This window comes from Pedobacter changchengzhani, assembly GCF_004354365.1.
In the GTDB taxonomy this organism is placed as follows: Bacteria; Bacteroidota; Bacteroidia; order Sphingobacteriales; family Sphingobacteriaceae; genus Pedobacter; species Pedobacter changchengzhani.
Genome location: NZ_SJCY01000002.1, coordinates 61,244 through 74,281, shown reverse-complemented (window position 1 = coordinate 74,281; position 13,038 = coordinate 61,244). Strand labels below are relative to the sequence as shown.

The 13,038-nt window shown below is 35.2% G+C and carries 13 protein-coding genes; 2 read left to right on the top strand and 11 right to left on the bottom strand.

Annotation, left to right across the window (positions count from 1 at the left end; genetic code table 11):
* Positions 1–71: 71 nt before the first annotated feature.
* From rpsB to rplM, 3 genes are read right to left on the bottom strand one after another with little or no spacing between them, the layout of a single operon-like run.
* Positions 72–980 carry a 30S ribosomal protein S2 gene (gene rpsB, locus EZJ43_RS03145; RefSeq protein ID WP_133261222.1) on the bottom strand — a complete coding sequence of 303 codons (909 nt, stop codon included), beginning with the start codon at positions 978–980 and terminating at the stop codon, positions 72–74.
* An 18-nt stretch (positions 981–998) separates the two neighbouring features.
* Positions 999–1,385, bottom strand: coding sequence for a 30S ribosomal protein S9 (gene rpsI, locus EZJ43_RS03140; RefSeq protein ID WP_133261221.1), 387 nt, complete (start codon positions 1,383–1,385; stop codon positions 999–1,001).
* A 3-nt stretch (positions 1,386–1,388) separates the two neighbouring features.
* Positions 1,389–1,832 (bottom strand): 50S ribosomal protein L13, encoded by a 444-nt coding sequence (gene rplM, locus EZJ43_RS03135; protein ID WP_133261220.1) that lies wholly within the window; start codon positions 1,830–1,832, stop codon positions 1,389–1,391.
* A 575-nt stretch (positions 1,833–2,407) separates the two neighbouring features.
* On the opposite strand from rplM, the gene EZJ43_RS03130 reads away from it, so the two are divergent.
* Both EZJ43_RS03130 and EZJ43_RS03125 read left to right on the top strand, forming a co-directional pair.
* Positions 2,408–2,710 (top strand): DUF4160 domain-containing protein, encoded by a 303-nt coding sequence (locus EZJ43_RS03130; RefSeq protein WP_133261219.1) that lies wholly within the window; start codon positions 2,408–2,410, stop codon positions 2,708–2,710.
* Between the two features lie 2 nt (positions 2,711–2,712).
* Positions 2,713–2,955, top strand: coding sequence for a DUF2442 domain-containing protein (locus EZJ43_RS03125; protein WP_207924559.1), 243 nt, complete (start codon positions 2,713–2,715; stop codon positions 2,953–2,955).
* Positions 2,956–3,090: 135 nt separating this feature from the next.
* On the opposite strand, the gene EZJ43_RS03120 is transcribed toward EZJ43_RS03125, so the two are convergent.
* From EZJ43_RS03120 to EZJ43_RS03085, 8 genes are all read right to left on the bottom strand, one after another.
* The gene (locus EZJ43_RS03120; protein ID WP_133261217.1) at positions 3,091–5,409 is read right to left on the bottom strand and encodes a Tex family protein; all 2,319 of its coding nucleotides are present in this window, start codon (positions 5,407–5,409) and stop codon (positions 3,091–3,093) included.
* 654 nt (positions 5,410–6,063) lie between these two features.
* Positions 6,064–7,050: a pyruvate dehydrogenase complex E1 component subunit beta gene (locus tag EZJ43_RS03115; protein WP_133261216.1), complete on the bottom strand. Its 987-nt coding sequence runs from the start codon at positions 7,048–7,050 to the stop codon at positions 6,064–6,066.
* A gap of 198 nt (positions 7,051–7,248) precedes the next feature.
* Positions 7,249–7,698 (bottom strand): DUF6036 family nucleotidyltransferase, encoded by a 450-nt coding sequence (locus EZJ43_RS03110; protein WP_133261215.1) that lies wholly within the window; start codon positions 7,696–7,698, stop codon positions 7,249–7,251.
* Positions 7,698–7,898, bottom strand: a complete 201-nt coding sequence (locus EZJ43_RS03105; RefSeq protein WP_133261214.1) for a hypothetical protein — start codon at positions 7,896–7,898, stop codon at positions 7,698–7,700. The genes EZJ43_RS03110 and EZJ43_RS03105 overlap by 1 nt, the downstream gene beginning before the upstream one ends.
* An 88-nt stretch (positions 7,899–7,986) precedes the next feature.
* Positions 7,987–10,863 carry a PD-(D/E)XK nuclease family protein gene (locus tag EZJ43_RS03100; protein WP_133261213.1) on the bottom strand — a complete coding sequence of 959 codons (2,877 nt, stop codon included), beginning with the start codon at positions 10,861–10,863 and terminating at the stop codon, positions 7,987–7,989.
* A gap of 89 nt (positions 10,864–10,952) precedes the next feature.
* Complete coding sequence (locus tag EZJ43_RS03095; RefSeq protein ID WP_133261212.1) at positions 10,953–11,825, bottom strand: agmatine deiminase family protein; 873 nt, start codon at positions 11,823–11,825, stop codon at positions 10,953–10,955.
* A gap of 2 nt (positions 11,826–11,827) precedes the next feature.
* Positions 11,828–12,505, bottom strand: coding sequence for a hypothetical protein (locus EZJ43_RS03090; RefSeq protein WP_133261211.1), 678 nt, complete (start codon positions 12,503–12,505; stop codon positions 11,828–11,830).
* A gap of 146 nt (positions 12,506–12,651) precedes the next feature.
* Positions 12,652–12,894, bottom strand: coding sequence for a GIY-YIG nuclease family protein (locus tag EZJ43_RS03085; protein ID WP_207924558.1), 243 nt, complete (start codon positions 12,892–12,894; stop codon positions 12,652–12,654).
* Positions 12,895–13,038: the final 144 nt, after the last annotated feature.

Genomic DNA, 13,038 nt, shown 5'->3' with positions numbered 1-13,038 from the left:
TGTTAAAAGTTACGGGTTATAGGTTACGGGGTTTTACCCATAACATACAACTCGTAACTCATAACTTAAATTTAATCTTCTTTTGTAGGTTCTTCTGATGAAGCAACTACTGTTTCTGCAACAACTGGTTCAGCTTTCGCTTCTTCCTTTGCTTCAGCTACTGGAGCTTCTGCTGTTACCTTTTTAGTAGTTGGTCTTTTTTCGCCAGCTGCTCTAGGTTCTTTAACCTCAGGAGCGTCAGCTGCAACTTTTGCTGCTACTGCTTCTTTTTCAGCTTCGTCATCCTTTTCGCGTTTGCGCTCATCTAAACCTTCTTCAATTGCTTTGATAATAATATCAGTAATTAAAGAGATTGATTTAGTAGCATCATCATTCGCTGGGATTGGGAAATCGATGTTAGAAGGATCAGAGTTAGTATCAACCATTGCAAAAGTTGGAATGTTTAATTTTAACGCTTCAGTTACTGCAATGTGCTCTTTCTTAACATCAATTAAGAATAAAGCTGCAGGTAAACGATTTAAGTCAGAAATACCACCCAAAAGTGATTCTAATTTAATACGTTCACGTTGAATCATTAAACGTTCTTTTTTCGAAAGGATCGAATATGTACCGTCTTTAGTCATCTTATCGATGGTAACCATCTTTTTGATTGACTTACGTACAGTAGCGAAGTTAGTTAACATACCACCTAACCAACGTTCGGTTACGAAAGGCATATTTACTTTTTTAGCTTGTTCAGCTACGATTCCTTTTGCTTGTTTTTTTGTTGATACAAATAAAACTTTACGTCCTGATTTTACGATTTGTTTAATCGCTGCCGCAGCTTCTTCAGTTTTTGTTAACGTTTTATTTAAATCTATAATGTGAATTCCATTACGCTCCATGAAAATGTAAGGAGCCATTTTTGGATTCCATTTACGGGTAAGGTGACCAAAGTGTACACCTGCATCCAATAAGTCTTGATAAGTTGTTCTTGCCATTGTGTTTGCCTCCTGTGATTAACGTTTACTGAATTGGAATTTCTTACGAGCTTTAGCACGTCCTGGTTTCTTACGCTCAACCATACGGTTATCACGCGTCATTAAACCTTTAGCACGCAATGCTGGTTTTTTCTCCGCATCTAGTTCTACAATCGCTTTAGCAATAGCTAAACGAACAGCTTCTGCTTGTCCTTTTACTCCACCACCTTGCACATTTACTTTGATATCATAACGACCAGTAAGCTCAGAAACTTCTAAACTTTGGTTTACAATATATTGTAAAGGTAACGTAGGGAAATAAACTTTGTGATCTTTACCGTTTACGATAATTTCGCCTGCACCATCTTTTAAGTAGATACGTGCTACAGCTGTTTTTCTTCTTCCTGAAGTGTTAGTAACTGACATTTCTTAAAGTTTAATGGTTTTTGGAGATTGAGCCGAGTGCGGATGAGTTTCACCTGCATACACAAAAAGATTTGTGTACAATTTTTTGCCCAATTTAGTTTTAGGTAACATACCTCTTACTGCTTTCTCAATTACACGTTTAGGGTGTTTTTCCATTAACTCCTTAGGAGAAATAAAACGTTGACCACCTGGATAACCAGTGTAAGAAACATACTGCTTTTCGCTGAATTTGTTTCCTGTCAATTTAACCTTTTCTGCATTGATAACGATAACGTTATCTCCGCAATCTACGTGTGGGGTGTACTCAGGCTTGTTTTTACCACGGATGATCATAGCGATCTTCGATGACAAGCGCCCCAAAATCTCGCCTTGTGCATCAACAACAATCCACTGTTTGTTTACAGTTTTAGCATTGGCAGAGACAGTTTTGTAACTTAACGTATTCACTTGCTTGTATTTAATTTATTAAACAATTATTTATTCCCTCAAAAAATTAGGGACTGCAAAGATAGGTAGAAAACTTTTGTAATCAAATAGTTGATTGCAAAAAAGTTGAAAGTAATAAGTTATAGGTTTTAAGTTCCGTGCAACAGTCGTCTTGCTGAATTTATTTCAGCATCTAAAAAAATGTACAGTTCCTTTTTTAGTAAATCAATTGCAGTAATTCTTTTGATAATTCAGTCCCGCTTTTCGTTCCAATCTTTTTTGAACTTTTGTCATACCCTCAAATTTTCGTCATTGCGAGGAGGAACGACGAAGCAATCTATTAAGTTAAGGGTAGCAAAAAAGGATTTCCACTTCAATCCGGGTTTAGATAACTTGGGGTTGAGCAAATATCGAGGGCTGTAAAATCGCCTTTCGCAGTCATCCTCGTTAAAAACGAGGACGATTGGCGAAATTAAATATAATTTCCAATATAATGAATAATAAACTGATGACAATGAGATGCTCAGGGTTTATTCAGGGCGTGTATAAATTAATCATCCTTTGTAGTTATACACATTATTAATTATATTTGTTTAATGCCAAAACTATACGAATACTTAGGCTTAATTATACTTTTCTATTCCAATGAGCATGAACCAATTCATGTGCATGGAAAATACCAAGGTATGGAGAGCAAGGCAGAAATAATTTTTATTGATGGTGTTTTTAAAGAAATTAGGATTACTGACGTAAAAGGCAAAAAGCCTTTAGATTCTAAAAATTTAAAAAACTTCAAGATTTTTGTAGAAACTTTTAGAGATGAAATTGTTATTAAATGGATAGATTTTTTTGTCTATAATAAACCTATTCAAACTGAAGTAATAACTAAAAAAATATAATTATGGTTATAGAAATTATTAAAGCAAAATACATTAACGATTACAAAATCTCATTCGAATTTTCAGATGGAGTTAATCAAACAGTAGATTTTGCTCCTTTTTTGAATTCTGCTCAAAATTCAATGACAAAAAAGTACTTGGATAAAAGTGAATTTAAAAATTTCACCATTGAGTTTGGCGATGTTATTTGGAATGATTACGAAATGTGCTTTCCAATTTGGGATTTACACAGTGGCAAAATTTAGCGGGTTTTTTTAAAAAGTTTAATCGTCTTTTAGACGGCTATAAAGTGATGCCTTTGTCAGAGAACAGCGAAAACGAAGAAATCTTTGAAACTTATTTTATTTCAAAGATTTCTCCACTACGGTCGAAATGACGACTTATTTAAATATCCCCTTCAATTTCGCTAATTTCTCCTGCAAATCACCGTCTGCATTTTTAGGCTGAGGACGAGGTTGAGCATGAGCGTTAAAACCTTTTGTTCCTTGCTCTTTGTTCTTTGCTCCAACAACATTCTGTTTTGGCTTCTGCTCTTTAACTTCCCGACTTACTGACTTTCCGTCTTTCGGACCCCCTTCACTTTTCATCGATAAAGAAATCCTTTTACGAGCCACATCAATTTCCATCACCGTAACTTCCACCCTTTGTTGAACTTTAACAATATCATTCGGATTGGCCACAAAACGATTCGCCAACTGACTGGTATGAACCAAACCGTCTTGATGAACGCCTATATCTACAAAAGCACCGAAATTGGTGATATTGGTTACAATTCCTGGCAATTTCATTCCAGTTCTTAAATCAGCAATTTCATTTACGCCATCAGTAAAACTAAAGCTTTCAAATTGCTCACGCGGGTCACGACCTGGTTTTGCCAATTCTTTTAAAATGTCATTAAGCGTTGGTAAACCGATTTCAGCTGTAACGTATTGGTGTGGTTTAATCTGTTTTTGCAATTGCGTATCTTTCATCAACGCAGAAACTGTTGTGCCTAAATCTTTCGCCATTTTATTTACCACAGCATAGCGTTCTGGGTGCACACCGCTTGTATCTAAAACATTTTCTGCATTGCGAATGCGCAAAAAACCTGCTGCTTGTTCATAAGCTTTATCGCCCAAACGCGGTACTTTTTTTAAGCTTTCACGGTTTTTAAAAGCGCCGTTAGTATTTCTATAATCTATAATATTTTGCGCCAAAGTTGGTCCTAAGCCAGAAACGTAAGCCAAAATTTGTTTGGATGCTGTATTTAATTCTACACCAACCGCATTTACCGCACTCATTACGGTATCATCTAAGCTGGTTTGTAATTTATTTTGATCTACATCATGTTGGTATTGTCCAACACCGATGGATTTTGGATCGATTTTTACCAATTCTGCCAATGGATCCATCAACCTACGACCGATGGAAACTGCACCACGAACGGTAATGTCTTGTGTAGGAAATTCCTCACGAGCCACATCAGAAGCAGAATAAATTGATGCGCCACTTTCATTTACCATAACAATGGTAACATTTGGTAAATTTAAACCACGAATAAAAGTTTCTGTTTCTCTACCTGCCGTTCCGTTGCCAATGGCGATGGCTTCAATTTCGTGTTTTTCGCAAAGTTGCTCGATGGTAAATCCGGCATTTTTAACGTTTCCTTGTCCGGTATGTGGGTAAATTGCCGTATTTTCTAATAACTGCCCTTGCTTATCTAAACACACTACTTTGCAACCTGTACGGAAACCGGGATCGATGGCCAACACGTTTTTTTGTCCCATTGGTGCCGATAATAATAATTGGCGAGCATTTTCGGCAAAAACACGAATGGCTTCTACATCTGCTTTTTGCTTGGTTAACACCCGAAGTTCGGTTTCCATTGCCGGTTCTAACAAACGTTTATAGCCATCTTCTAAAGCTTGTTGAACTTGTTTTGAAGCTGAATTACTGGATAAAATGAACTGATTCTCCAAAATTACAATTGCATCCTCAGCGGGAGGGAGTGCATCTAAACGTAAAATCAATTCTTTTTCGCCTCGGCGCATGGCCAAAACCCGGTGCGAAGCAGCGGTTTTTACAGGTTCATTCCACTCGAAATAATCTTTATATTTAATGCCTTCTTCTTCTTTTCCTTTTATTACTTCCGATTTAAAAACAGCTTTTTCCTGAAAAAAAGTACGCATTTTGGTGCGTGCCTCTGCATTTTCCGAAATCATTTCGGCAATAATATCTCTAGCGCCTGATAAGGCTTCTTCTAAAGTATTTACACCTTTCTCCGCATCTATAAATTTGTCTGCTTCAGCATCTAAATCGAAACTATTTTGATCGAAAATTTGTAAAGCCAACGGCTCTAAACCTTTTTCTTTAGCCATGCTTGCACGTGTTTTGCGTTTAGGCTTGTAAGGCAAATAAATATCTTCTAAAAGCGATATAGTTTCGGCTTCGGTAATTTTTTTCTCAAGTTCTGGGTTTAGTTTTCCAAGTTCTGTCATCGATTTTAAAATCGCTTCGCGGCGCTTATCTAAATCGCGTAATTGTAAAACTCTATCGCGTATTGCAGCAACTTGCACTTCATCTAAACTGCCGGTTACTTCTTTACGATAACGCGATATGAAAGGTACAGTTGCCCCTTCATCTAATAAAGTTACGGTTGCGGTTACTTGTTTTTCGGCAACATTTAATTCGGTTGCAATGGTTTTATGGTGTGCTAACATAGTTGAAAATTATTGTCGCAAAGCTAATCAGGATTTGCTGGATTTAAGGATTTTTAAAATCAAGTTTTCCACGAATTGCTACACGTTGTTTAAAGATTAAAGCATTTTTATGCCTATAAATTTTTAGGAAAAGCCAATGCAGTAGTTCTTTTTAATGTTAGTCGGGCTTTACGCTAAATTTTTTACCCTTAAATGCCCTGAAAGGGGCGGGTAAAAAGATATCGCTTCAATCCCGTTTAAATAACTTAGGTTTTTGCTGCTATGTTAGGTTGCGAGGTGTTAAGGAATTGATGTTGAAGTATTACAAAAGCCAGACTAGCAGATACAAGTTAAGATTTATCGCTCGGTTCTTAGGCTATTGGTTAGGAGCTGCACGCAATTTTTAGCACAACCTTTGTTAAATAAACCCGACAGAAATGGAAATACTTTTAACGCTAAATCCCCGTTGGGGATTTAGTGTTAAAAGATTGAAATGAATGGCGGGACTGACGGAACCGAAGGACTACGGGTATTGATTTTCAAATATTTTACCACCTAAGCTTAGGTGCCTAAGGTGGTAAATGTAATGCATAAAAAAAATCCTCCAAATTGCTTTGGAGGATTTGATTTTTTATAAATGAGATCCTTCGCTAGGCTTTGGATGACAAGAATATTTTATTTTTTAGTGTACATTACTTCTTTAACGGCTTTAATTACACGCTCTGCATTTGGTAAGCTTGCAGCAATTAAAGTTGGAGAATATGGAAGCGGAACATCGGCACAAGTAATACGTACCACTGGTGCATCTAAGTAATCGAACGCGTTTCTTTGCACGTTGTAAGCAATTTCGCCTGAAATTGACGCCAATGGCCAAGCTTCTTCTACTACAACTAAGCGATTGGTTTTTTTAACCGATTCGATAATCGTTGAGTAATCGATAGGGCGAACGGTACGTAAATCGATCACCTCTACGTTGATTCCTTCTTTAGTTAATTCTTCTACTGCTGGATTAACCACACGAGTTAACATTTTACCGAAAGTTACAATGGTTACATCGGTACCTTGTTTGGTTACGTTTGCTTTGCCAAATTCGATATAATATTCTTCGGCAGGAACATCACCTTTATCACCGTACATTACTTCCGATTCCATAAAAATAACTGGATCTGGATCGATAATGGCTTGTTTTAATAAGCCTTTTGCTTCGTATGGGGTTGATGGAATTACTACTTTTAAACCTGGTGTATTTGCAAACCAGTTTTCGAAATTTTGTGAGTGCTGTGCGCCTAATTGGCCTGCGTTACCTGTTGGGCCACGAAAAACCATTGGGCAAGAAAACTGGCCACCGCTCATTGATAAAATTTTTGCAGCGCCGTTAATGATTTGATCAATGGCAACCAACGAGAAGTTGAAAGTCATAAATTCTACAATTGGAATCAAACCAGCTGTTGCTGCTCCAGTTGCAATGCCTGCGAAACCTAATTCGGCAATTGGGGTATCAATAATACGTTTAGCACCAAATTCATCAAGCATGCCTTGACTAACTTTGTAGGCACCATTATATTCTGCTACTTCTTCACCTAATAAAAAAATGCGGTCATCTTTGCGCATTTCTTCTTGCATTGCTTCGCGTAGTGCTTCTCTAAATTGGATTTCTCTCATCGTAAATTTTAATAACGGTGGCAAATATAATTATTAATCGCTTTTAAACCAAAGGCAATAATGCTTGTGTTTTGTAATAATTAGGATTAAATGATTTTAATATTCGGAGCCGTTTGGTGGGTTTTTTAGTTTTTTGCGGTAGGTTTTGTTACCATAATATTATTGAGTGTGTTTTGTTAGGTTTGGATTTACACCAGTTTAAAGGTTTTCTAAATCGTTTAAGTCTTTAGCTCTGGCCGAAGCTTTTTTTGCTTTTATTAAATCTGGATAATTTATTGTTCTAATTTTTAAACCATCTTCTTCGAAAAAGATTGATTTTGAATAACACTCTTCAAAATTTAGCCCCTTAGCGATGATCATAACGTCGATCGATGTTGGAGGTCGCCCGAAACTAAACACTTCCCACTCTGGATGATTTAAGAAATTGTCTTTAGTCATGTCAAATACAGGCATTCCAAATTGATAAAAGGCGGAAAATATTTTTTTGTAGTTTTGTTCAGACCTTTCAACCCAAATATCCATATCGCCTGTTGTACGAGAATACCCGTGTAGGATCACTGAATAACCGCCAATTAGAATATATTTAACATCATTATCGTTTAATGCTTGAATAAATTCTCTGAAATCATCATTAAAAATATTCCCCATTATTTCCTACTTCTTACAGAGTATACTGTTTTGTCCATTTTGGGAGGAGTATTCTCAGGGTAATTGTACGCAATGCTGTTTAAGTAATTGGCAATTTTTAGGCGTTCTTGCCAAGTTAAACTTTTGTAGTACAGCGAATCAGCCTTGCTTGCTTGATCAGCAGTTTGGGCTTTAAAGGCTGTTCTGTCTAATTTATACATTATTCAAATTTAATGGATTTAGTTTAATAAGCTAAATTTAATGTTGAAAAACGTTCAGCTTGTTAAAATTTTAATTTCCCCTATTTAATTACCGCCCAAACAATGTTGTATAAATGCTATAAACATAATTCCCTGGCACTTGGCTCGCTCTAAAAGGGATATCATAATCGAAAAGCTCTTTTAGTTTGTTTCGCAAAGCATTTAAGAAAATCTGTTTCTCGTTTGCCAAGAAATCTCCCTTAAGCAAACCACCTTTACCATTGAAATTTATGCCATCCTTGCTCATGGTTTTAACAATGTAAAGATTGGGTTCTACTTGCTCATTTTTAGATATTTGCTCGTAAACATGTGTATAAAAAAGAGTTTGTATAAGGGCTTTGTTAATATTGTTGCAATCGGTATCGAAGCACTCTTCAATTGTAGAATATTTGAGTTTATCGCCACCTGATTTATAATCTACAATCCTGTAAATTCCATTTTTTAAATCAACCCGATCAATAATGCCGAATAATTTAATTTGTTGAGGCGAGCCATTGGCTTCAAAGTTAAAGCCAATACTTCCTTTCTGCTCTAAACCAATTAGGGTAAAAGGAGCATCATCAATATCTTGCTTTAAAATGATGTTTACATACTCTAAAACGATGGCGTAAATTACCTTTTGCATGCCATTTAAATGTACAGTAGCGTTTCTATTATCATAAAGCACCTGTGCAAAACCCTGCATAATTAATTTAGGAATATCGGTTCTTTTTTCCTTAATTCGATCTGATGTAATCTCAGCGTTTGTGGCTTTTAACTGCGCATAAAACTGCTCCATCACGTCATGTAAAATTAGTCCGACTTTATAAGCTTCAACCGTTTCCTCAACCTCTTTTGGCTCTTCAATACCAGCAATATATTTGTAAAAAAAATCGATCGGGTTGGATATATAAGTAGTTAAAGCAGATGCAGATAGGTATTTTTGTCCGGTAAGGTATCTATTTAATACCGCTTGTACTTTTGGCGATTTTACCACAACTTCTTCTCTTTTTAGCTCGGTTTTAATAGCCAATTGCAATTCTTTATGGTGAAAATTAAACCCACTTTCGTACTCCAACTGCTTAATAAAACGCGAGGGTTCGCCACTATTGCTTTCATCTGTTAAGCTGTTATAAACAAAATCGACGTTTTTTGCCCTTTGGATAAGCCTATAAAACATGTAGGCAGAAATTGCATCTTGGTTCTCTAAAACTGGCATTCCGTAAGCTCGGCGCAAACTATCTGGAATAAAAGTAGTTGCGGTAGATGCCTGTGGAACAACACCTTCGTTTAAGCCCAAAATAATTACTCTGTCGAAATTTAAATTTCTACTTTCTAGCAAGCCCATAATTTGTATACCATTTAATGGATCGCCTTCTAACGGCACAGCGACTGTTGAAAGAGATTTCTGAATTATAGAAAGTACAAAACTGAGTTCGATATCGGCATTGTATTTTTCGATGTGGTGTTGTAGCGTATCTTGTAGGCGATTAAGTTCTTGTAGTGTTCTGCCAAATAATTCAGCATCAATTTTCTTCAATTTTTTTGATGCCAACTCTCGTTGCAAAACATAATCTAAAACTATAATCAATGTTTTTACAGCATCGGCTGATGAATTTATGGGTTCAAAAAATGAAGTAAATAATCCGCCTTGTCGGGAAAGCCTTTGATAAGGAATTTCGACTAATTGCTCTTTTATTAATGCATCTAAAATTTTCGGGCGCATCTTGTCGCTCATCCCGGTTAATGGGTGCGACAGAAAAGCCTCTGCTTTTGAATATTGAATGGTTTTTTTAGCATTAACTTCAGATTGCACAGTCAACCATAAATCGGCCAATCCGTATAACGAAGAATTAATTAAGCCAAAACCCATAGTAATGTTTACATCTATTTTTTTGTTGCCAACAGATGATGGAATGGTTTGCATTGTAGGAATTAACAAACTTTCATCTGCCAAAATAATTGCTGTTGATGCAACTGTTTTTCCATTTTCTATAAGTTCTTTTTCTGCGGATAAAAGCTCGTTTACAATTTTTGCTTGTGCGGTTTGCCCTTGTACTTTGTACACATTTACATCTCGTTTTTCCGATTTAAAATTGCTCTGTTCATTCTTCGATTGATTTACTAAGCCCATTTTCAAATTTCTGCGAAGAAACAAGCCGGCTTCCTGCATTTCATCCTCCAAGTAATAGCTGTCGGTATCGAAATAGAAAATTGCTTTTCCTTCATCTTGCCAACGTTTAAAAGCTTTAGCTTCTGCTTTGCTTAACGCGTTAAAACCTACAAAAGCCAACTTATTACCACCGTATTTTGAAGTAAAATCTACATCGTTTTTTCCATCAGCGATGTTTTTATATAGCCTGGAAAGTGTTGTAAAACCTTCTTTTTTTAATTTCTCGTGAAAAGAATGATACAAAACCGGCATCCGTTTCCACATTTTAATAAAAAGTTCTTGTTGCTTTTTGTATTTCCCTTCTGAATAGGATTGCCAAAACTGAGATAGGAATTCTTTCTGTTCCGGTGTTAAAAAATCAAATTGTTGGTTAATTACGGCAATATCTTCAAGCTCGGTGAATAATTGATCGGCATCAACCAAATCATTATCTATCTGACTGAAATCGCCCAAAATAATGCGGGCAATATTATGAAATTTAGCAATTGAGGGTAATTTTTCTACGCCTTCTTTTTTTAGTAAATCGATATAACAATCGTATAAAGTAAAAAACTGCGTGTAATGATCGGCAATTTTTAAATGGGTTGCTTTGGCAAAAAACTCTTGAATGGTGAAAATTTCAGGACTCCAAAAAGGTTTCTGATAAATATCTGCCAAATGTTTTTGTAGATAAGCTGCAGGTCGTTTATTGTTAAAAACAATAGCACAATCTTGTAAGTTTTGTTCAAACTTGGCAACTAAATCTTCGGCAACTTCTTTTAAAAATGGGTTCATTTTTTGTAGATATGAGTGTTGAGTTATGAGTGTTGAGATGTTAAATGTCGTTTTTCTAGTGAAGCAAAAACCAGTTGATTATCAGTTAGTTATGTGTTGTGTCGTTTTCCTAGCGAAGCAAGATTATTATACACGTTCCAGGTTATGCAGTTTAAAACACCTCCATCTTTCGCTAAGTCACAACTTTTTAATGTTAGAATATTGTGGTTGGGAAATAAGACTTCAAATTTCTTTACCGCTTCATCATCTTCGGATATACCGAAAACAGGTAGGATTATGGTATTCCCAACCTCCAAATAATTTATGTAAATACCAGTTGCGTCAATATTTTTCGTATTTTGATATGGATTATACGGAATTTCAATAAAATCTATCCCAGCGTTTTTTAACGAAGCTTTACATGCAATTTCAAATTTCTTATCGTCATTAGAAAATTGATTTAGTAATACTGTTTGTTCATCATAAAATCTAAGAATACCGTCTGCATGACCAATTTTATCTAACGGATGAGTGGGAATGAAAGTAATTTTGTCAACTTGGAATAGAGTTTCTAATTGTTTGACCAATTCTTTGAATTCTATTTCTGAATTTTCTAAGAAAATTTTATCGCACATGATGACTTTGTTATCGCTTTTAATAACGTTCCCTCCATCCAATATAATCTCTGATTTTTTCGTTTTTAAACCAATTTTTTCACAAATTAAATCTGTATCTGAAATTGTTTTTTTCCATTTAATTGTATCTATTAAATAATCTGGATGATACTGAAATTGTACAAATTCATTTTCGTTAATTTGAATAGGCATGTAATCAACAGCCCACACATCTTTGGTATTAGGTAAAAAACTGAAATCTACCCCTGCTTGTTTCAATATTTTTTGAAAGTCATTAGAAAATTTGGGATACTTTAATTTTAATGTATCTGCTAAATAAATAAAATTTGTTTGGCTATCAGTAATCATAATTACAAAAATTTTGAACCGAAAAGTTTGTTAATATCGGCTGTAGTCAAATGTGGAAATTGCCTTTGCATATCTTCCGCAATTTGAGTTTTTTCCGCTAATTTTAAGTGAGGAAAAATTACAAATCTAAATTTACCCTGGTGGAATTTTGAATCAAGGGATGTATCCTTAACTTCATTTAAATGAATTCGATTTGCCTCAATGACATGATTTGCTTCTGGCATTAGCGCTCCATGCCTATCTCTGCTTATATTCGCAAGAAAAAAATTATTTGGTGTACTATCAAAAGCTCCATTTAATTTCGAAAAAATCTCAGTCTTTACTTTTAGTGGACCATGAAATTGATTTTCCGTATTTATGAAATACTCATCTTTTGATGCATCCTTGGTAATTTCTGCCATTGCTCGTACCAAAATGCCACCATAGTTTTTACCATCTCCAAATGTAATGTCCATTCCAGAACCATGAGAATACCATTTGCCATTTTGCAATTGGTGACTGTGCTTGTGAGCGTATATATCTTCAAATTTATCTTTTGCATAATAATAAAACTCTAAATCTAATAGGCGATAATGATAATCATTTACTATTAGTTTATAATCGTTAAATAGCTTAATGGCAAGTTGCCTAAAGCTATCGATTATCGTTTCTTCTGTAGAAGAATTTATTTCTAAGTACATATATTACAGTTTTAACCTCTTTTAAAATTGATTTTATTAGGTCTATTCGTCTTTGCGAGCGCAACGCAGTGAAGCGAAGCAATCTTTTTTCCATTATAAATTAACTTCATTATACAAATCTCTCCACTCGGGGTCAATGCTTTCTATTAACTTAATTTTTGCAAGTCTATTACCTCCCTTAATTCGTTTATCTCGCCAATAGCATCTTCTATTGTTGGATAAAAAAAATAATAGACTAATTTATCACAGTTATATTTTGAAGTAAATCCCGTAGGATAAACTTTGTTTTTATGTTGCCAAATTCTATAGGCAATATCTGAAGTTACGCCAGTGTATAAAACTTTATTTAGCTTATTTGTTACTATATAAACAACACCACCTCTTTCCATAAATTTACATTTTAAAAAATGAGACTGCTTCGTACCTCGCAGTGACGTTGTGGTTTTCGTCTTTGCGAGCGCAACGCAGTGAAGCGAAGCAATCTTTTTCGTTAATAATTGTTTGTTAATCTATAAGCTACACACCTCTTTCCA